18 protein-coding genes and 3 pseudogenes are annotated in these 20,071 nt (G+C 40.1%); 1 reads left to right on the forward strand and 20 read right to left on the reverse strand.

Translation table 11 applies throughout. The features are described 5' to 3' along the window. The 11 genes and pseudogenes from KQI87_RS06295 to tnpA form a co-directional block, all read right to left on the reverse strand. Positions 1–295: pseudogene (locus KQI87_RS06295) on the reverse strand (IS200/IS605 family accessory protein TnpB-related protein); the annotation flags it as partial. 300 nt (positions 296–595) lie between these two features. Next, on the reverse strand, positions 596–1,957 hold the full coding sequence (locus KQI87_RS06300) for an MATE family efflux transporter (protein WP_216459394.1): 1,362 nt from the start codon (positions 1,955–1,957) through the stop codon (positions 596–598). Between the two features lie 461 nt (positions 1,958–2,418). After that, a complete protein-coding gene (asrC, locus tag KQI87_RS06305; RefSeq protein ID WP_216459395.1) occupies positions 2,419–3,384 on the reverse strand; it encodes a sulfite reductase subunit C in 966 nt (321 codons plus the stop codon). 13 nt (positions 3,385–3,397) lie between these two features. Next, a complete protein-coding gene (gene asrB / locus KQI87_RS06310; protein ID WP_216459396.1) occupies positions 3,398–4,186 on the reverse strand; it encodes an anaerobic sulfite reductase subunit AsrB in 789 nt (262 codons plus the stop codon). Position 4,187: 1 nt separating this feature from the next. Then, the gene (gene asrA / locus KQI87_RS06315) at positions 4,188–5,186 is read right to left on the reverse strand and encodes an anaerobic sulfite reductase subunit AsrA (RefSeq protein ID WP_216459397.1); all 999 of its coding nucleotides are present in this window, start codon (positions 5,184–5,186) and stop codon (positions 4,188–4,190) included. 20 nt (positions 5,187–5,206) lie between these two features. Further along, on the reverse strand, positions 5,207–5,896 hold the full coding sequence (locus KQI87_RS06320) for a Crp/Fnr family transcriptional regulator (RefSeq protein ID WP_216459398.1): 690 nt from the start codon (positions 5,894–5,896) through the stop codon (positions 5,207–5,209). 340 nt (positions 5,897–6,236) lie between these two features. Next, a complete protein-coding gene (locus KQI87_RS06325) occupies positions 6,237–6,416 on the reverse strand; it encodes a hypothetical protein (protein ID WP_216459400.1) in 180 nt (59 codons plus the stop codon). 179 nt (positions 6,417–6,595) lie between these two features. Continuing rightward, entirely contained in the window at positions 6,596–7,918 is a 1,323-nt protein-coding gene (locus KQI87_RS06330) for an ATP-binding protein (protein WP_216459402.1), read from the reverse strand. A gap of 549 nt (positions 7,919–8,467) precedes the next feature. Beyond that, on the reverse strand, positions 8,468–8,836 hold the full coding sequence (locus KQI87_RS06335; protein ID WP_216459404.1) for a hypothetical protein: 369 nt from the start codon (positions 8,834–8,836) through the stop codon (positions 8,468–8,470). A gap of 244 nt (positions 8,837–9,080) precedes the next feature. Next, a complete protein-coding gene (locus KQI87_RS06340; protein ID WP_118342288.1) occupies positions 9,081–10,184 on the reverse strand; it encodes an RNA-guided endonuclease TnpB family protein in 1,104 nt (367 codons plus the stop codon). Continuing rightward, on the reverse strand, positions 10,181–10,588 hold the full coding sequence (gene tnpA, locus KQI87_RS06345) for an IS200/IS605 family transposase (protein WP_055058969.1): 408 nt from the start codon (positions 10,586–10,588) through the stop codon (positions 10,181–10,183). Before tnpA ends, KQI87_RS06340 begins: the two co-directional genes overlap by 4 nt. A 132-nt stretch (positions 10,589–10,720) precedes the next feature. On the opposite strand from tnpA, the gene KQI87_RS06350 reads away from it, so the two are divergent. After that, on the forward strand, positions 10,721–11,062 hold the full coding sequence (locus KQI87_RS06350; RefSeq protein ID WP_330655713.1) for a Fur family transcriptional regulator: 342 nt from the start codon (positions 10,721–10,723) through the stop codon (positions 11,060–11,062). On the opposite strand, the gene KQI87_RS06355 is transcribed toward KQI87_RS06350, so the two are convergent. The 9 genes and pseudogenes from KQI87_RS06355 to KQI87_RS06390 form a co-directional block, all read right to left on the reverse strand. Beyond that, entirely contained in the window at positions 11,053–11,826 is a 774-nt protein-coding gene (locus KQI87_RS06355; RefSeq protein WP_026649539.1) for a YibE/F family protein, read from the reverse strand. The two genes, KQI87_RS06350 and KQI87_RS06355, sit on opposite strands and share 10 nt — an antisense overlap. After that, positions 11,823–12,923 carry a YibE/F family protein gene (locus KQI87_RS06360; protein WP_216459406.1) on the reverse strand — a complete coding sequence of 367 codons (1,101 nt, stop codon included), beginning with the start codon at positions 12,921–12,923 and terminating at the stop codon, positions 11,823–11,825. The genes KQI87_RS06355 and KQI87_RS06360 overlap by 4 nt, the downstream gene beginning before the upstream one ends. 195 nt (positions 12,924–13,118) lie before the next feature. Further along, positions 13,119–13,883, reverse strand: a pseudogene (locus KQI87_RS17510) (beta-L-arabinofuranosidase domain-containing protein); the annotation flags it as partial. 27 nt (positions 13,884–13,910) lie between these two features. After that, a pseudogene (locus tag KQI87_RS17515) lies at positions 13,911–14,453 on the reverse strand (ATP-binding cassette domain-containing protein); the annotation flags it as partial. Between the two features lie 270 nt (positions 14,454–14,723). Then, the gene (locus KQI87_RS06370) at positions 14,724–15,362 is read right to left on the reverse strand and encodes a bifunctional 4-hydroxy-2-oxoglutarate aldolase/2-dehydro-3-deoxy-phosphogluconate aldolase (protein WP_216459409.1); all 639 of its coding nucleotides are present in this window, start codon (positions 15,360–15,362) and stop codon (positions 14,724–14,726) included. 58 nt (positions 15,363–15,420) lie between these two features. Beyond that, entirely contained in the window at positions 15,421–16,473 is a 1,053-nt protein-coding gene (locus KQI87_RS06375; RefSeq protein WP_216459411.1) for a sugar kinase, read from the reverse strand. 2 nt (positions 16,474–16,475) lie between these two features. Then, positions 16,476–18,221 carry a dihydroxy-acid dehydratase gene (gene ilvD / locus KQI87_RS06380; protein WP_173706105.1) on the reverse strand — a complete coding sequence of 582 codons (1,746 nt, stop codon included), beginning with the start codon at positions 18,219–18,221 and terminating at the stop codon, positions 16,476–16,478. A gap of 62 nt (positions 18,222–18,283) precedes the next feature. After that, the gene (locus KQI87_RS06385) at positions 18,284–18,520 is read right to left on the reverse strand and encodes an HPr family phosphocarrier protein (RefSeq protein ID WP_195284904.1); all 237 of its coding nucleotides are present in this window, start codon (positions 18,518–18,520) and stop codon (positions 18,284–18,286) included. Positions 18,521–18,533: 13 nt separating this feature from the next. Then, positions 18,534–19,889 (reverse strand): GntP family permease, encoded by a 1,356-nt coding sequence (locus KQI87_RS06390; RefSeq protein WP_161276054.1) that lies wholly within the window; start codon positions 19,887–19,889, stop codon positions 18,534–18,536. Positions 19,890–20,071: the final 182 nt, after the last annotated feature.

Genomic DNA, 20,071 nt, shown 5'->3' on the forward strand with positions numbered 1-20,071 from the left:
CTGACTTTTCCCACAGTTCCATCCGTGTTTCGTAAGAAGATACACTTCCCAATGCATGCTGGATTGCGGCTCGCCTCAGGTAGGACGGCATCTTCGGAAAGCGAAGATCAAAATCAAAGCGTGCAGGATTCTTTTTTGTAGTATGCACCAGATGCTCTGCAGCATTAAACCGCCTTTTGGCATCCGGTATCTCTGCCAGTTCTTCCCACACCTGCTCATATATTTCTGTCAGGTAACTGACCGCAGACCGGTAGATTTCCAGTGTCTGGCGGACTGGGATATTCTGTTTTCTCACTCATAATGAATCCTCCTTAATTTTTGTATATTATTATCTAAAAAATAATGTTCAAAGTAAAGCAATCATCACATTACATTGCATATATAGTTACGTAAAGATTCTTTGACAGGTGCTTTTCTCTGGAAATTCCGATTGTTCTAATTATTTTTAGTTCTACCTTCTTGCCCTTCGGACAAGAAGTATCCCTCGTTTTCAGCTCGGTCAATTCCGATTGAGATTTCACCCGTTTTATAAGCTGATTTTCTTTCCAGTCAATTGTGGAATCCACCTGGCATATAAGTCACAGAGTGGCTGTGACTATTTTCCAGCCCAAATTTTCTTAAAACTTATAACAAAAAACAGAGTTTCTGCAAGTCCTGTAATTCCCCATGAGAAGATATATAAAAGATACAGTGATGAAATCGTCTGGAAATGTGCAAATACTGTATAAATCCAGACAATACGAAATACGCAGGAGCCCAGGATAACGATAATGGTAGGCGGAATACTTTTTCCGATACCTCGGGATGCGGCGATGCTGCCGTCCATAAAACAGCTGAATGCATAGCTGAATGCCATAATACGAATCCTCTGCATACCAGCATCAATAACTGCTGGTTCCGTGGCGAACAGAGAAAGAAACTGTGGGCCAAACACAAGGAGTAGTCCACCCAGGATTGCACCGAAAATGAAGGCATATGTAAGGCTGATTCTATAAGATTTCAGCATTCGTTTTTTATTACCGGCACCCCAGTTCTGACCGATAAAGCTTGCACATGCAGTATAAAAAGAAAACATGACATTATAGATCAGGGAGTCAGCATTTGCAGCAGCTGCATTTCCGGAAACCATCACTGCATCAAAAGAGTTGACACCAGTCTGCACAAACAGGTTTGCAATGGCAAAGATTCCGTTCTGAAGACCTGTAGGGATACCAAGCATGAGAACTGCTTTGCAGGCCTTGGGGTGCAGGCAGATCTTACGCAGAGATACTTTGCAGTCATCGGTTCTTCTGAGGAGATGGATCATCACCAGAGAAGCAGAGACATAGAGAGAAATCGCGCTGGCTGTTGCAACACCTGCGGCTGCCATATGACAGACGATAACGAAAAATAAATTCAGAAGAACATTGATCACACCTGCAATGAAAAGGTAGATCAACGGTCTTTTTGTATCGCCCCGGGCACTTAATACGCCGTTACCGAAATTGTACACAGCCATTGCCGGCATTCCCAGAGAATAAATCTTCATATATAAAATAGCCTGATCAATAAGTTCCGGCTTCGTGTTCATCATGGACAGCATCCGCCCGGAAAACAGAAGACAGATGGCGCAGACGAGCAGACCTGTGATTGCGCACAAAAGAAGAGAAGTATGGATTGTTTCTTCTATGCCTTTTTTATCTCCGGCACCCAGTTCGTGAGCTACGCGAACATTGACACCGGCACCCATTCCGATAAGGATTCCGGTAAACAGAGTAACCAGCAAAGTTGTGGAGCCGACGGCACCTAATGCCATATAATCTGCAAACCGTCCAACAACGGCAACATCGCTTAAGTTAAAAAGAACCTCCAGTACCTGTGATCCCATAAGTGGAAGGCTGAAGAGGAGTATATTTTTCCAGAGAGAGCCTGTGGTCATCTCAATGGAATGAGATTTCTTTTTTTCATTTTCACACATAAAATTACCTCATAAAAATTACTTCATCCGAATTATACAATACTCTGTTGAAAAAGGTTTGTAAAGAGGTGAAAATGAAGAATATTTGCGTGCTTTTTCTTGCTAGCTTTCAGCTCGGGAGTTTGACAGTTGAATAATAAAAAAAGTACTTGCAATTACTATACTTCAAAACAATGGCAAAAATCGCTGAACCCCAGTAAACACAAGGGATACAGTGATTTTTTCTTCTAACAACTGTCAAAGACAGGATTATATCAGAAAAACAAAGAGTTCTCAATCTGACCAAAATCGTTTTATCTACAAAAGGTAACATCCTGTTTCCTGACCGACATCTCGAATGACAAGTCCTGATGAACCAGTAAAAATCAAATTTTCAAAACCTCTGTAAAATCAATAAAGCCCATGCAGTATTCAAAAATCCCGCATCGGCTTTATTGATTCTGATTATCTTTTCCCTGAAATTATCTATAATGTATTCCGCTCCAGTAAATATTATCTTTCACGATTGTTTCCGGTGGAAGCTCTACACCGTCCAATGCCCATTTTTTATATTCTGCAAAACCCACACGGTCAATAATGTATCCCACATGTTCCTTACCGCCAGGCGCATTGGGATCAATATATTCCTTCACAAATTTATAGGTATTCAGGATAACTTTGATGATGGTGTCTTCGTCTGCCCAGATCAGAAAATCTTCTCCCAGACGTGGATTTTTCTTTCCTGTTCGTCCCATAAGTGTCAGACGATAGTATTTCTTTTCACTTCTGGTCCATGCTCTGGTCGGACATTTTGTCACGCAGACGCCACATCCTACGCATTTTTCTTCGTTGCGTACGATCCTGTAGTTTTCCATCTTTAACGCATCCACTGATAACTTATCACAGCCTTTTATGCAGGCACCACAGGAAACACAACGATTCGGGTCATATTGTGGCTCTGTCATGCCGATAATTCCAAAATCATGCATTCTCGCCTTGATACAGTCATTGGCACAGCCTGTAAGTGCAATTTTGAAATGAAAATCATTAGGAAATATCGCCTTTTCAATTCTCTTCGCAAAGGCTGCTGTATTATAATTTCCAAAAGGACAGACTCTGTTTCCGATACATGCACAGACATTTCTGGTTCCTGATGCCGGATACCCGGTACCTGTCTCATTTTGATTAATCTGAAGATTATCTATGATCGGCTGGAGCATCTCATTAACTTTATCCATATCTTCCATATGGATTCCTTCAATTTCAAATCCCTGGCGTGTGGTAAGATGAATCTGTCCGTTTCCATATTTTCTGGCAATATCCACCACCTGCTGCATGACATCTGCATTACAGCAGCCTCCCGGAACACGCACTCTGGAGGCCGTAAGCCCACGAACCTTTGATACACGGAAGGCATTTTTCTTCAGTTTCTTTGTATTAATATCCATTATGATTTCCTCCCTAATCAAACAGTTTTTTGCCTTCTGAATAGCAGAATACCGGACCATCCAGACAAATATAGGTGTCATTCATTCGGCAATGCCCGCATTTACCAAGTCCGCAGCACATTTTTCTTTCCTGCGAGATCCATATCTGTTCTTCCTTCATTCCCAGCTTTAAAAGCTCTGCTACTGCAAATTTCATCATGACCGGAGGTCCGACAACAATAGCTGCAGTCTCATGGATATTATCAGGTTCAAGTTCCGGAATATATTTTGTAACAAGTCCTGTCCTATAAGAATCGTCATCGGATGAGTCCACCGTCAGGATCAGATCCATCTGCTGTTCCCATTTCTTCAGATCTTCACGGAACAAAATATCTGACGGAGATTTAAAACCAAGGATCGTATGTAATTTTTTTACTTCATTCTGATGCTCACCGAAGTAACTGATCACACCTCGCACAGGAGATACTCCTGTTCCACCGGCTACCACGATCAGTTCTTTCCCCTGATAATTCTCTTTCTCGAAACCATTTCCATAAGGACCACGCATAAAAAAGCTGCTTCCCTCATTCAATTCAAAAATTTCTCCGGTTACTTTACCAACCTTACGTATGGTCAGATCAACATAATCTTCTCCGATACCACTGACAGAAATGGGCGCCTCACCATATTTCGGAATAGAAACTTCAAAAAACTGCCCTGGTCTTACATCTCCCACATATGTCATGCGGAATGTATATTCTGTTTCTGTATGCTTCACAATTTCTTTTATCTTAGATAAGAAAGGAATATATTCATTTGCCATCTTATTTTCCCTCCTTTTCTTTCAGTTTCTGAAGACATGCAATATAGGAAATATACTCCGGACACACATTTTCACAACGTCCGCAACCGACACACATATGGTATCCAAATCTTTTCTTATAATCTGAAATTTTATGTAATACCTTAAAACGCATTCTTTCACCCTGATTCTGGCGGAAGCTGTGCCCTCCGGCAATGTCAGAATATCCGTCCACCTGACAGGAAGCCCATACACGGCGGCGCTCTCCAGCCTTTGGATTGTCTTTATAAAAAATATCCTGCATAGTAAAACAGGTACATGTGGGACAGACAAAATTGCAGCGGCCACAGCCAATACAGCGGCTGCCATATTCCTGCCACATGGAATCCTGGTGAATTGTATCCGGAAGTTTCTCCGGAACCTCTACATGAACCTCATTCTTTTCCACAAAAGTGGGTTCCTCCTGAACATTCTGTCCATAATCCCATAATAATTCTTCCAGTTCTCTGCATCTCAGTTCCATGTAACAGCCCTTTTCATCCTGAAAAATATACATATCATATTCTTCACAACGATTTGTGCCCATACTTACACAAAAACAATTTTTGCCGGATTCCTTACACCCCATCACAGCAAAAACTGTATTTTCCCGCATTCTTCTGTAATAATAATCCTCTGCACCGTTTTTCAGGTACATCTCATCCAGACGTTTCAGAGCATGAAAATCACAGCTTTTCAAAAAAATCAATCTCTGCCTTGCTGCTCCGTCTGCTGTTTTCATCTCATTCTCTGTAAAATAAAGAATCGTCTCTGAAATTGGAAACAATACTTCCTTAAAACTGTAATCCGACTTCTGATCCCAGACAAGTTCTTCCCAGCTGTCCAACCGTCCATAACGAATTACATCTGTATCTGAAAAACATCCTGTTCCCTGGTAAATTCTCGGTCCATACACATCATAGGATTCCTGCAGAATTTCAAAAATCTTCTGCATCTCATCATTGTTGAAACGTTTTCCCATCAGATACCCCTTTCTTATAATCACATTTTATAGAATTCTGCAAGACCTTCAAAATCTGTCAGTGTAAATCGCTTATTACCATAATGGATCAGACCTCTGTCCGTAAGGACCTTACAGGCACGGGATACATTTTCCCTTGGTGCTCCAACCAGATCTGCCATCAGGGTAATGGTAAGATCAATATCTATCATCACTCCGTCTTCCGTATCCACACCAAAATCACGACCCAGCTTCCACAATTTTGCAGCTATTTTTCGCTCCATCTGCATGTTCCCGGTCGTATTTTTTAACTGATGGCCCATTCGCCAGAGATTTCTTTCATATTCTCTCAGAACAGCTCTTGTCAGATCATGACTCTGCTCCATAAGATGAAGGAATGGTTCTTCTGCAATTTCCAGTATCTGCACCGGACAGGCAGCCTCACAAAAAAGTGCATTGGGCTTTTTACTTACAATACTCTGATTTAAAAGCCGTCCTTTTCCCAGGATAAAAATCACCTTTCGATTTCCGTGCTTTGTCAGATTATAAAGCATCACTTCTCCTGAATACACAAAATACACTGTTTTTGTTCTGCTGCGTGAATGAAAAATCACTTCCTTTTTCTTATAAGAAACAATCTTACTTTCATTAAGCAGATTCTGCAGAATGTCCTTTGGTATTTCTCTGAAAAAATCCATATTCCCCAATTCCCTGATTGTTATCTGTCCCATTGTATCAACCTCACTGGCATAACTTTTGCAGCCTTGATAATAAACTACTCCTGTCTTGCTCTCCTTTTGTATTATAATGAAAAAGTTTATCGTTTTCCGTGATGTACGTCACATTTATATAGATAATTACTTCATCCGAATATTTATGTACAGATGTCCATCTGCTTATAATTTACCAATCTTATAATTAAAAATCAATCTTCACTTATCAGTTCTTGTCCACACATGGACATTCTTGTAAAATTGTACATAAAAATGCCAGTGCATATTTAATGTCCACTGGCATTATGATTTTGCAACATTCAATTTTCTCTGATTAGACAAATACCGAGTTGTATCATCACTTATCTTTATCTTTTTTCGAAAAAATAAGACTGCCAGATATACCAAACGATATACCCAGGCATATTCCGATTCCAATTCCTGCCATGCTGTTTAATGAGTTTATAAAAACAACGCTCCAGAGCATCGCTGCTATGATTCCGATGGTGATACCTATAATTATCCTTTTGCTTTTCATAATCTTATCCTCCAACAAGCTTTAAATCCCGATTAAGCATTCACCTGTTTTAGGAGATTTAATAACTGTTATATTCTGTTATTAAATTCTTCACACCCCCTTAAAAACACTGAATTTATCACAGATGAACTTTCCCTTAAAAAGACTGTTAGATATTATTTCTACAAAAATAAGAACAGTTATTCTGATACTTTATCAAAGAAAGCGATCATATAGAGCGGTAATGTGATTATTCCCTCTTCGCTGGTTCCTACATTCCCATCTATGAACTTATATCCATAGCTTATATCTTTATTATTTTTCATGATCGACTTTAGTGAATTTGCACGTGTATTTCCACTCTTGACCTCAATAGGAACTACTTTTCCATCTTTTTGAATGATTACATCAATTTCTTTTTTCGTTGTCTCATTTTTGTAGAAATATAACTGATATCCCTTCTTATAAAGAGCATCTGCTACAGCACATTCAAATATTCCTCCTTTGGAATTTCCTGCTAAGGTATTTTCTATAATATGCTGCTTCAAGGAAAAATCTTTCATCGCCATCAACAGAGACAAGTCCGTTGTATAAGCTCTGAAAAAATCATCTCTTGCATAATCATCCAGATCAAATCTTATATCTGTTACAAGTTTACACAAATACAACATATCTGCACGAAGTAACCATTCGATACTAGAAAAATACTTCTGTGCCCTGCCTCCATGCTCAACTTCTTTATATTGAAATTTATGATTCTCTTTATCCAATAACTGTTTCGCAAGGGAAAGGTAGCACTTCTCCGCTTTTACCTTTTCTTCAGCTGTAGCATAATGAACTATATCATACTGATATCCCTGTAACAGGCTTCTCTGAATCCGGTCAACCTCCCTAAAATCTTTTGTATCTATATACTTCTGAACTGCTTCCGGCATACCACCTATAGCGACATACTGCCTAAAATATTTCATCATCTGAGAATGAATTGCCTCTGGAATAGTAGCTTTTGAACCAAGATATCCACAGAGATTCATTATCATATCCTCAGAGATTCCCATTCCCCAAAGAAACTCCTCAAAATCTATTCCATACATTTTCAAATAATCAACATACCCAACAGGGTAAGAAGAAGCACGTTTATAATCAATTCCTAAAAGTGATCCTGATGCAATAACATCAAATCTATTATCTAATGCCCAAAACTTAAGAGAAGTTATTGCTTCCTGACACTCCTGAATCTCATCCAGAAAAATCATAGTCTTTCCTGGAATAATCTTCTTTTCAGGAAAACGAAACCGCATAGCCATAACCATATTATCTACTGTTAGATCACCGGAAAAAATATCCATCGCAGACGGTATCTGTTTAAAATTAATTTCAACAATTTCTTCATAGTTCTCTTCTGCAAATCTTTCAACTATATATGTTTTTCCTGTTTGTCTGGCTCCCTGAATCACAAGACATTTTTTGTTTTTTGAATCTACCCATTTTTTTATGTAATGCGTCACTTTTCTTTTTAACATAAAACACCTCCTGTTACCAAACAATATTTTTATCAAGAACAACTTTGCAACATTTTTAATTACTATATTTCTTTTATTATCAACATTTTAGAAAGCAAAAATGTCCATATGTCAACATTTTAGAAAATAAAAATGTCCATCCATCAATATTTTAGAATATTATATCATTGATCAGGATATATTAAAAGACTTTTTTCTATCAAAAGCCCTCATAACTGCAACCTCCGATGTTCTCAAGGTACCGGCATTGTAACTCTCTTAATTATAAATATATGTATTTAATAATGAAAAATTTCAATCATTTTATATTTACATGAGAACAAAGGAAGTACCCGTGAAGAAGGATTCTATATTACTACAAAATATAAAAGAAAAACATATGTCTGCAAAGTATATGTAGTAAAAAATTCAAGGATTTACGTAGTAGCAACCGCACCGACAGGCGCTTGACAAGGGGCATATCATCCCGCATCGGCTTTTTACTTCGGTTTCTTTTCCCTGTAATTTTTTCTACCTCCCAAACATATCATTGCTCCATAACAAGGAAATCTATTGTACAGCTTTTTTTAAGTTCATAAAGAAAATTGCTATTTTATCTAACTTTCCTTCATTATATTCTGCAAAATCCAGATAATATTTTGGAATACTTACAGCTTGAATTTCTTTTTTATATAACCATTGTCTTGTTTTTGCTTCCGGTGCAAAAATAACTGCCTGATTTTCACCGGAAAAAATCTCATTATAAGTACATGCTGAACGATCCAAAACACACTTCCAATCCATATTCTTATTCTGAAAATATCGATTTAATTGATTCAAAAATTTCTTTGCTTTTTGCATATAAATGACATTCATAATTGGATTATAATGTTCTCCCTCTATTACAGGAATTTCCCATACTAAACAACACGTTTTCATTTACAAATCTCCCTTTACAAAATGCATGACTCCTCAATTTCCTAATCAACAAAACTTGAATTTATTTATGTTTCGTCATTAGTGACATGCTCCCACCACTTAAATCTCTGATTTTGAAGTGGGGGCTTCTTGCTCAATGGCTCTACTGAGCCAAGTATCTACAAGCTATCCTCGCGTGCCCCGCGATTTTTTGCCCGGACACGGGCATATTTCTTACTTATTGTCTTGTCCGGATACGGACAGTTTATGCTGCCAGCATCCTTCTTGCCTCTTCACGGATGTTGATTGCTGCATTTCGATCTCTGTCCATCTCATTTCCGCACGTACAGCGGTAAACTCTTTCGGATAATTTCAGCTCTTTTTTTATCTTTCCGCATTTACTGCATTTTTTGCTTGACGGGAAAAAGCGGTCTACCTTTACTAATTCTTTTCCCTTCCAGGCAAGCTTATAATCCAGCATATTCCGGAACATCCCGTATCCATTATCCTGTATACTTTTCCCAAAATGCAGGCACTGGCTCATCGCTTTCATATCAATATCTTCCACCGCAACTATATCGTACTGGTCTGTGATCCTGCGGCTCAGTTTATGCAGATAATCTCTTCTCTGGCTGCGTATTTTTTCATGGCACCTGGCAACTTTCTTTTTCTGTCGCACATAATTACGGCTTCCTTTTACACATCTCGACAGTTTACGCTGCTCCCTTGCCAGCCTTTTTTCATTTTTTCTGAAGAATCCTGCTTCTTCCATCTCAATCTCTTCTGAAAACACAGCCATCCCCTGCATCGCATAATCAATCCCAAGTATTTTAGCATTACTGTAATCCTTATCTGCTGCTTGATTTTCGCAGCTGTATCCTTCATACAGCAGACTTGCAAAATATTTTCCGGATGGCTCCATACTGACTGTCACTGATTTCAAACGGCAGTTTTCTGCAGGCTCCCTGTGTTTTTTCATGGAGATCCATTTTAATTTCGGAAGCCGGATCCGGTTATCTTCTACCAGAATATTTCCGTTGACTACATTTGTTGTATAGCTGTTTTTGGAGTGATGTTTTGACTTGAAACGTGGAAATCCAACCTTAGGATCACGAAAAAAATTCTTATATGCTTTTTCCAGATGGAGCTGAACATTTGCCAGTGCCAGCGAATCAACTTCTTTCAGAAATGGATACTCCTTTTTATACATAGCTGGTGTATTCTTTAACATCTTCTTTGTCTTTTTATACTCCTGGATCTTGTCATTAAGCATCTGGTTGTACAGAAAACGACAGCAGCCAAATGTTTTTCCAAGGAGTATCTTCTGTTCTTCTGTTGGATAAATCCGGAAACGATATGCTATGTTCAATTCTTTTTCTCTCCCTGATTTTCGATGTATTGACGGATCACTTCTACTGGTGCCCCTCCTGCCGTCAAAAGACAGAAACTCTGACTCCAGAACGCTTCTTTCCAAAGTTTTTCCCGGATTTCCGGATACTCTTTTTTCAGCAGCCTGCTGCTGGCACTTTTATAAGCATTGATAAATTTGCTGAGTTCTGTTTTAGGCTGTGCACGAAACATTACATGAACATGGTCAATATCATGATTCCATTCCTCCAAAACAATTCCATACCGTGGGGCAATATATCCCCATATTTCCTTTGCTCTTTCTGAAATCGGATCATTGATAACTTTTCTTCGATATTTCACCACCATAATCAGGTGATAATACATCAAGTACACTGAATGTGCATTATGATCCATATTTTCCATAAAACCAGTCCTTTTTTTGAGTAATTATCTTATCGACTGATTCTATTATACCATGGATCCCACTACCAAACAAGTGTTCTTTTTATTTTTTGCAATTCATCTCCCACCTGTAGAGGAAGGAGAATTCTTGCTATATATTATGTTAAAAAGTATTTAAAAGAAATGGGAATTAAAGTAAACACAACAACTGTCTACCGCTATCTGGATAAGCTTTGCGCAGAACACGTTGTAATTAAATACCCGGATCTGAATTCTGACAAAGCAGTGTTTCAATTCGCAGGAGAAGAAAAAAAATGTACAGACCACCTGCATCTGAAATGTATCAGATGCGGAAATGTTGTACATCTTGACTGTGACTTTATGGGTGAATTAAAAGAGCATCTGTTCCGGGATCATGGATTCCGTCTGCAGTGCAGCGGAGATATGCTTCATGGAATCTGCAAAGACTGTGAAAACAAATCCGATCAGCTGTGATCTGTTTCAGATGTAGCATGATGAATCTGGCGAATCACACATCTGATTGATACCGGTACTGTAAAAAGGCAGGCAATCGCCCCAGACAGCATGATTGCAACATCCTGAAAAAGAAATTTGGAATTGAGAATAATTTCCAGGTTATATTGCTGTGTCTGAACATAGGCAAATAACAGAATAGAGCCTCCAAGATAAGCAAAAAGCAACGTATTTACAGTTGTTCCTATGATTTCTTTTCCAACCTGATAGCCGGAAGAAGTAAGTTCTTTCGCTGTCAGGCTGTTTTTATGTGTCCAGACTTCATATACAGAAGAAGTTACAGATAAAGCAGTATCAATAACCGCTCCAAGAGTACTGAAAACAGTTACAAAAACTGCCACATGAAGCATATTAATATGGATATCCGTACTGTAATAATACATAAAATCATCTTCTGAAAGCTGAAGCTCATTCAGTCCGTAGCTTCCTGATCTCCATATAATAAGATAAATCGGAATAAATAAAAGCAGCATTACAAGCAAGGTAGCCAGAAAAGCCGCCCGTGTCTTTGGATTGTTTCCATTCTGGTAGAACAGGGAATTATAGCAGACTCCTGCCCCTGCAGCCAATATCAGAAGCAGCGCCGGGAAACCAATGGACATCAGAAGAATCGAAATAAACAGAATTACAATATTACCGGCCAGTGTCATAAGAGAAACTGCTCCGCGCTCCCCACCAATCAGAATCATTAAAATAATCAACACCAGTGCAAGAAAAATTATCATTTTTTGTCGCTCCTTTTCAGAGATGGTAGTTTCATGATAATAGAAGAAATAAAAACAGATACAGGGATTGCCAGTACAATTCCTATACTTTCAATCAGAAAACGACAGATATCATATGGAATATGATATCGTATGATCGTTATAAACCTGATCTCATTGTTCATTTTCAGGATAAACATAGGAATCATGCCGCTTGTCAGAACAAAAAGCAACACATTTATCATAGTTCCCATAATGTCATATCCGATTTCCCGTCCTGAATGTATTAATTTTCTCAGAGAAACATCTGGATTTTTCCGGACAATTTCCCCTGTTGCAGCACTAATAGTTACAGCTACATCCATGATAGCTCCAAGTCCTGTCAGCATAATATCTGTCCAGAATATATCAGCAGAATTACTCATACTCCCCAGATATTCCAGATTGGAATAATCCAGATCTCCAAAAAACTGAATAGAAAATTCAAATAGTGCCATGATCAGAAACAGTACACATATGGTTGAAATAACAGAAGCCCATGTTTTTCTGTGGATTCCATTCAGACAGATCAAAGTTGTTACCGAAAAAAGAAAAGCAATTACATTGCAGATATTTAAGATATTTTCCCCTTTCATAAAAGCCTGAAATCCAAACACGAATATAATTGTGTTCAATATCAACGATATGATCGTATAGAATCCCTGTTTTCCTGTAATACAGATCAGAAGAAAAAACAGACCACCTGCCAGCAATGCCAGATAACCATCACGCTTTATGGAACGTATGGATTTCCCTGGATTTTCCCTTGAACCGCTTAAAAGGACCGTGTCTCCTTTATGATATTTCTGATTCTGAACCTGAGACGATGTATATTCATTAGAAATAGAAATCTCTTCCCCTTTATGGGTACCGTTTAATATACGCGCTGTAATTTTCTGAGTATAATAATGCTCTTCTGCATCTCTGGTTCCTTTCCTGCTCATTGTTTCCTTTTCTGTTACTGAAGATATCTTCGCCAGAGGCGTATGGTAAAACCTGGCGTTAAAGCAGGTAAATAAAACACAAATAATATAGATACCTGCCAATAGATATTTCATCCGAAATAAATGAGATTTCATAGGATTCTTTTTTCTCCTTCTTAGTAAAAAACATTACAACCTTAAAGATACTAATCAGTTACTTTTTATCGAAATAATATTTTACACTTTTTTAAATCCTAGTCAAGATATAAATTTGCAAGTAATTTGCAATATAAATTTAAAATACCCTTTAATAGATATTTCTCATCTACTTAAGGGGTATCTGTTTCATTTCTATGGTCTGAGTTCCTTCATCCACACAAGCATTTCACCCTCGCCTCTGTTATTCCAGTAAGGATACGGGATTGCTGTGAGTTCTATGTCTTCCAACTGTGGTTTCTGTCCGCTGTAAAGGCTGTCGGAAACGGAAGATTCTACGATTTTCTTTGCTTTGGCTTTTACAGTTACAATTCCGCCGAAGAGATCAGATTTTTCTTCTCTCAGAGGTGCATCTGTATCAACAAAGATTGCCGGGAGATTCTGGGAATTGTCGATTTCTTCCAGACTGTAAGTATTTACCCATGGAAATTCTGTCTGAAGTTTTACGGAAATCTTATCTTCATTCCAGTCAAGCTCTGTCTCATTGGATACAAAGAGATTTACATACAGTTCTTTTTTCTCCGGTTTCTGCGCATAAACATACTGTCCGAGAGATGCCAATGTTCTCGCGATATTCGGAGGACAGCATGCTACTCCAAACCATTTCTGGCGAATTGGTTTTACATGTTTCTTGGAGGTTCCTTCCATGCATGCAGGCGGCCATACCTCCAGAGGATTCACATAGAAGAAGCTCTTTCCGTCCAGCACGATTCCCGCAAGAACCGTATTGTATAATGCACGTTCTGCCACATCCATGTACTGACTTTCTCCTGTGATCTGTGCCATTCTCAGTCCAAACAGGGCAAGTCCGATGGATGCACAGTTCTCAGAATAGTTGTATTCATTTGGCAGGTCATAATCTACGGTAAAGCGTTCCAGATATCCGGATGAACCAATTCCCTGCGGATCAAGTCCATTTACAGGTTCATCCAGAATTATAATTTCCGGATTTCCAAGCATGGCACCAGCGATTCCAAGTCTTTGCTTCATTCCCATAGAAAATCCGCCAAACTGTCCTTTTGCATTCTGTAATCCGACAAATTCAAGAACACGGTCAATCTCTTTCTTATCCTTGATGCCTTTCATCATGCAGTAATAATCCAGATTATCTCTCGCATCCAGATAATCAAAGAAATTCTTTCCTATAAAAAATCCTATTCTTTTTCTTGCCCGCAGCAGATCATTGTTGCTTTTACTTCCTGCAATTGATATTTTCCCATGTTCAAACTCACTAAGACCTAATATTATTTTAAATATCGTTGTCTTACCGGCACCATTTTTTCCAATCAGTCCGTATATTTCTCCCTGATGGATATTCAGATTAACATCTTTTAATACCTGATGAGTTCCATAACTTTTTTGAATATCTTTTAGTGTAATCATATTCATATCCTCTGCTTCCTTTCGTATTTGTTGACCTGATTGTATAAAAAAAGTACGGTTGCAGCCACCAATTATTGCGTATATCATGCTTTACATTGGGGTTTACATCGTACATTTACAGCGTTTTATGAGATATAAGGTTAGTATTTTATGCCCCTGACTGTATCAATGCTTTTTGCGCAGCCGTCTTGTAGTACTTCGTACCGTTAAAAATGGAATAGCCGTTTTGCAGTAGCGGAACTGGCATTCCGTTTAAGCGTAATTTGCACTACTTGCTCATAACCGAAACATAACGAAGGGACAGGAAATCCTAAACGACTCCTGTCCCTGTCTGTTGAATATGTGTAACAGCACCGATTATTTTCGGATAGATTCAACCAGATTTCTGGCTTCTGCTGTCAGCTCTTTAATTTTGTCAAATGCCCCTGCTTTTACAAGATCTCCTTTTACCATCCAGCTTCCGCCGCAGCATACGATCTTGTCAAAGGAGAGATAATCTTCCAGGTTCTTTGCATTAATTCCGCCTGTAGGCATGAATTTAATTCCTGTATAAGGTGCTGCCATAGCTTTGATCATGGCAATTCCTCCTGCCTGTTCTGCAGGGAAGAATTTTACAGTTTTCAGGCCGCGTTTCACTGCCTGTGCAACCTCAGAAGGAGTAACGCATCCCGGTAAAACAGGAATCTCTTTTTTCAGACAATAGTCTACGATTTCCGGATCAAAGCCAGGGCTTACAATAAACTTTGCACCTGCTTTCACAGCCGCATCTACCTGCTCTGTGGTAAGTACAGTTCCTGCTCCAACCAGCATTTCCGGGAACTTTTCAGCCATCAGACGAATGGACTCTTCTGCTGCCGCTGTACGGAAAGTAACTTCCGCACATGGAAGTCCGCCTTCTACAAGTGCCTGGGCAAGCGGCACTGCATCCTTTGCATCTTCCAGAACTACTACAGGGACAACTCCCACTTCATGAAATCTTTCTGCTAAATCTTTCATTCGAATTTTCTCACCTTTCATAATGTTTTATCGAACTTCAGCCATAAATCCTGATGTCTTATCTCTTAATATCAAAATTCATTTCCATTACATGTCTGATCAGGGAAACGTCATCTGTAATATTTCCGTCTCCATGGATCGTATGCTTCACCGCACTTGCAGCAACACCGAAGTTTACTGTATCCTCAGGTGTGTAATCATTCATCAGAGCGTAGATGATTCCGCTTACAAATGCATCTCCGCCTCCCACTCTGTCCAGAATGTGGAAAGTCAGACGTCTGCTTTCATAGATTTCTCCATCTTTCCACAGATAAGCAGAAAGACTGTTTTCACTGCAGCTGTGTGCAAATCTCACATGTCTCGCAATGCATTTGATATTTGGATATCTCTCCACAAAGGCTTCAAATACTTTTTTCTGTTCTTCACAGTTGGGCTGGAAAGGAACACCGTCCTTCACATCTCCGGCTCCATGATCCTCTTCATTTTTCCAGATATGATAAGGTTCTATTCCAAAAAGGACATCCACATACGGCAGACAGAGTGTGCAGAAATCTCTTGCTTCCTCCCAACTCCATAAGGTACTTCTGAAGTTTCCGTCAAAGCTTACTGTCATACCCATTTCCTTTGCAGTTTTCAGACAGGTCAGGATCAGTTCCCTGCAGCTTTTTCCAAGGGCAGGAGTGATGCCGCTTAAATGAAGCCATGTATAACCTTCCAGCAGTTTTTTCACATCTGTCTTACTGAAATCATACTCAGAAAACGCACTGTGCTTTCTGTCATAAACCACCTTGCTTGGGCGGATTCCATATCCGGTTTCCAGATAATAAGTTCCCAGACGATGAGTAGGAGTCTCTTCTTCTGTAGAATAAACAATGCTGTCACAGTTTACATCATTGCTCCGCATCATACGAACAGCACTTTTGCCCAGACTGTTATCCGGCACAACTGTGAAAAATGAGGCATCAATTCCAAGATTTGCAAGGGAAAGGGCCACATTGGCCTCACTTCCCCCATATCTTGCTTCAAAGGTTGTAGCTGTTCTGATTTTTTCATAATCCGGCGGTGTCAGACGCAGCATAATCTCGCCGATGGTAATAAATTTATGCTTCATAATCAATACTCCAGATAAGCTCCCTTCATTGGGCTTGCTGCATGCTGGCTGAAAAGACGCAGCACACCTTTTTTGTATTTTGCTTCTCTTGGTTTCCAGTTTTTACGTCTTTCTGCAAGAATCTCATCGATTTCTTCCATGGACTTGCGCTCTCCTGCGATTCCGATGATATTTAATTTTCTTTCCATAACATCGATTTCGATCAGGTCGCCTTCTTCTACCAGTGCAATAGGGCCTCCGTCAACAGCCTCCGGGCTGCAATGTCCGATAACCGGACCTGTAGATGCACCTGAAAAACGGCCGTCAGTGATCAGGGCAATGCTCTTTCCAAGTTCTTTATCACTGCTGATTGCTTCGGAAGTATAGAACATTTCCGGCATTCCGCTTCCTTTCGGTCCCTCGTAACGGATAAATACAGCATCACCTTTCTGAACCTTATGTTTCAGTACTGCATCCAGGCATTCTTCCTCGCTGTCAAAAGGTCTTGCGCGAAGAACAGATTTAAACATTTCCTTCGGGCATGCAGTATGTTTAATCACTGCGCCTTCCGGTGCCAGGTTTCCACGAAGGATTGCAATACTTCCATCTGTTCCGATTGCTTTATCATATGGACGGATAATATCTTCTTTTGTAAGATTTACATTGTATCGTTTGTTAAATTCCTGAAGCCACTTCTCACATTTCTCATAGAATCCGTTGTTCTTCAGCTCTTCAAGGTTTTCACCCAGAGTCTTGCCTGTAACTGTCATGACATCCAGATGGAGATGCTCTTTGATTTCTTCCATGATTGCCGGTACACCGCCTGCATAGTAGAAGCATTCTGCAGGCCAGCGTCCTGCAGGACGAACATCCAGAAGATATCTTGCATTTCTGTGAAGTCTGTCGAAGGTGTCTCCTGTGATCTCAATGCCAAATTCATGAGCAATTGCAGGAATATGAAGCAGACAGTTTGTACTTCCTGAAATTGCTGCATGTACAAGGATTGCATTCTCAAAGCTGTCCATTGTTACAATATCAGAAGGACGCATATTTTCCATCTGTGCGATTCTCACAGCCTGTCTTCCCGCTTCTCTTGCAAAAGCCAGAAGATCTGGACTTGTGGATGGCATCAGTGCTGTACCCGGAAGTGCAAGTCCCAGTGCTTCTGCCATGATCTGCATTGTAGATGCTGTTCCGATAAAGGAACATGCACCACAGCTTGGGCAGGCATTGCATTTTGCCCAGTCAAGCTTCTCTTCATCAATTTCACCACGTTCAAATTTAGCGCTGTACATTCCAAGCTGTTCCAGAGTCAGCATTTCCGGTCCTGCATTCATAGTTCCGCCCGGTACAAATACAGACGGAATATTAACTCTTGCAAGTCCCATCAGATTTCCGGGTACACCCTTATCACAGCTGGAGAGATAAACTCCTGCATCAAATGGTGTTGCATTTGCATGAATTTCAATCATGTTTGCGATCATTTCACGGCTGGCAAGACTATAATTAATTCCATCTGTACCCTGGCTTTCTCCGTCACAGATATCTGTGCAGTGATAACGGGCACCAAATCCACCTTCCTCAGCAATTCCCTTGCGGACCTCTTCCACAAGAATGTTCAGATGTCCACTTCCTGGATGGCTGTCTCCGTATGTACTCTCTACCATAACCTGTACTTTTCCCAGGTCTTCTTTCTTCCATCCTGTACCAATACGCAGCGGATCAAGCTCCGGTGCAAGCTTTCTCATTTCCTGACTTTTTAACTGCATGATTTTTTCCTCCTGTAATTTTATACTGTCAGAATCAAAAGGTATTTTGACCCTGATATCATTTATTTTCGGATCAGATTCAGGCTTTCCAGCTTTTCTCTGACGAACTCTGCTTCTTCTTCTCCTACACCTATTTCCACCTGTTCAAAGGTCGGCAGACTGAATACCCCAAGCATGGACTTGGCATCTACCACATATCTGCCACAGAGCAGATCTACGTCACCTCTGCAGCTCTCTGCAATCTGTACCAGATGTTTCGCATCATACATATCTCTTAAATAAACCGGTATCTTTACCATTTTTCTTTGCCTCCTATGCAAAAATCGAAATGACCAAGCTTACAATAAGTGCTGTGACACCGATCAGTGTCTCCATAATTGTCCAGGATTTCAGTGTTGTCTTCTCGTCAATCTCAAGGAAGGTTCCTACCAGCCAGAATCCTGCATCATTTACATGGCTCAGAGCTGTGGCACCTCCGCAGATAGCGCAGCACATTGCTGCTCTGTAGAGCATGCTGGTATCCATAACTGCCGGCATGGTTGCCATAATTCCGGATGCCATTGTCATTGCTACGATGGAGCTTCCCACAGAAGCACGGACAAGAATAGCAATGAAAAATGCGATCAGGATCAGCGGAAGTCCGCTTTTCTCAAGAGCAGGTCCGATGATGTTTCCAAGTCCGGAATCCTGCAACATCCAACGGATCACACCGCCACTGGCAATAACCAGAAGGATCATACCTACAGGTCTGAGAGAGTGATCCAGGATTTTCTTTAACTGTGCACCTGAGAAGCCTCTGCGGATTCCCAGGAAATACATTGCAGCCAGAGTTGCAATTGTCAGTGCCAGGAATGGTTTTCCAAGGAATCCCAATACATCCTGTACACCTGCCGGAAGCGGCATATATTTTGATAAGGTACTGAGAAGGATCAGAACAAGAGGTATGAGGATCACACCAAGTACCAGTCCAAAGGATGGCAGTTCTTTTCCGTCATCTTTGATCTCGCCTACATTGGCAGGAAGCTCTGTAAAAATCTTATTTCCGATAAATCCGCCCCAGATAATACCAGAAACCAGCATACAGATTAATGCTGTAGGAATTCCGACCATGATCATGGTTCCAAGATTTACGCCAAGGGCATTTGCCACAAGTACAGATCCGGCTGACGGCGGTACAAAAGCGTAACCACTGGCAAGACCTGACAGAAGGGGGATTGCATAGTACAGAGTTGATTTTTTTGTCTGCTTCGCAACACTGAATGCCAGCGGGATCAGTACCACAACTCCTGCTTCAAAGAACACTGTGGTTCCGATTACCAGTCCTGTAAGTCCCAGTGCCCATCCTGCTTTTTTCTGACCGAATTTATGGATCAGTGTCTCTGCAATCCTCTGTGCGCCACCGCTTACTTCCAGGATTCCTCCAAACATGGAGCCAAGACCTACCAGAAGTGCAATACCCTGAAGTGTTTTTCCAACACCCTTTTCTACTGTGTCGGAAATCATGGTAAGCGGCATTCCTGCACCTGCTCCGATGATAATAGCTGAAATCATCATTGACAGAACCGGATGAAGTTTGAATTTGATGATCAGTACCAGTAATACGATGATTCCTACTGCTGCTGCGATCATTAATCTCATGGGATCTGCTGCAAAAGTTGTTTCTTCCATTTTTTCCTTTTACCTCCTTGATTCATCTGATGTTTTTCTGTTTTTTCTCAAATACATCTGACCTATTTTCTGTTTTTCTTCTGAATTTACTTGTTTTTTCGCTTTTCGCTCTTTAATTCATCTGATGTATTTATCATATATTCTCTTCTCCAAAAATGCAATATGGAATTTTATCTAAATTT

It is taken from the genome of Blautia sp. MSJ-9 (assembly GCF_018919065.1).
Lineage (GTDB): Bacteria > Bacillota > Clostridia > Lachnospirales > Lachnospiraceae > Blautia_A.

Excerpts from the sequence above, each read along its gene's own strand:
- KQI87_RS06300 (WP_216459394.1), bottom strand. The coding sequence starts at position 1,957 with ATGTGTGAAAATGAAAAAAAGAAATCTCATTCCATTGAGATGACCACA.
- asrC (WP_216459395.1), bottom strand. The coding sequence starts at position 3,384 with ATGGATATTAATACAAAGAAACTGAAGAAAAATGCCTTCCGTGTATCA.
- asrB (WP_216459396.1), bottom strand. The coding sequence starts at position 4,186 with ATGGCAAATGAATATATTCCTTTCTTATCTAAGATAAAAGAAATTGTG.
- asrA (WP_216459397.1), bottom strand. The coding sequence starts at position 5,186 with ATGGGAAAACGTTTCAACAATGATGAGATGCAGAAGATTTTTGAAATT.
- KQI87_RS06320 (WP_216459398.1), bottom strand. The coding sequence starts at position 5,896 with ATGGGACAGATAACAATCAGGGAATTGGGGAATATGGATTTTTTCAGA.
- KQI87_RS06325 (WP_216459400.1), bottom strand. The coding sequence starts at position 6,416 with ATGAAAAGCAAAAGGATAATTATAGGTATCACCATCGGAATCATAGCA.
- KQI87_RS06330 (WP_216459402.1), bottom strand. The coding sequence starts at position 7,918 with ATGTTAAAAAGAAAAGTGACGCATTACATAAAAAAATGGGTAGATTCA.
- KQI87_RS06335 (WP_216459404.1), bottom strand. The coding sequence starts at position 8,836 with ATGAAAACGTGTTGTTTAGTATGGGAAATTCCTGTAATAGAGGGAGAA.
- tnpA (WP_055058969.1), bottom strand. The coding sequence starts at position 10,588 with ATGGAAAATATGGATCATAATGCACATTCAGTGTACTTGATGTATTAT.
- KQI87_RS06355 (WP_026649539.1), bottom strand. The coding sequence starts at position 11,826 with ATGATAATTTTTCTTGCACTGGTGTTGATTATTTTAATGATTCTGATT.
- KQI87_RS06360 (WP_216459406.1), bottom strand. The coding sequence starts at position 12,923 with ATGAAATCTCATTTATTTCGGATGAAATATCTATTGGCAGGTATCTAT.
- KQI87_RS06370 (WP_216459409.1), bottom strand. The coding sequence starts at position 15,362 with ATGAAAGATTTAGCAGAAAGATTTCATGAAGTGGGAGTTGTCCCTGTA.
- KQI87_RS06375 (WP_216459411.1), bottom strand. The coding sequence starts at position 16,473 with ATGAAGCATAAATTTATTACCATCGGCGAGATTATGCTGCGTCTGACA.
- ilvD (WP_173706105.1), bottom strand. The coding sequence starts at position 18,221 with ATGCAGTTAAAAAGTCAGGAAATGAGAAAGCTTGCACCGGAGCTTGAT.
- KQI87_RS06385 (WP_195284904.1), bottom strand. The coding sequence starts at position 18,520 with ATGGTAAAGATACCGGTTTATTTAAGAGATATGTATGATGCGAAACAT.
- KQI87_RS06390 (WP_161276054.1), bottom strand. The coding sequence starts at position 19,889 with ATGGAAGAAACAACTTTTGCAGCAGATCCCATGAGATTAATGATCGCA.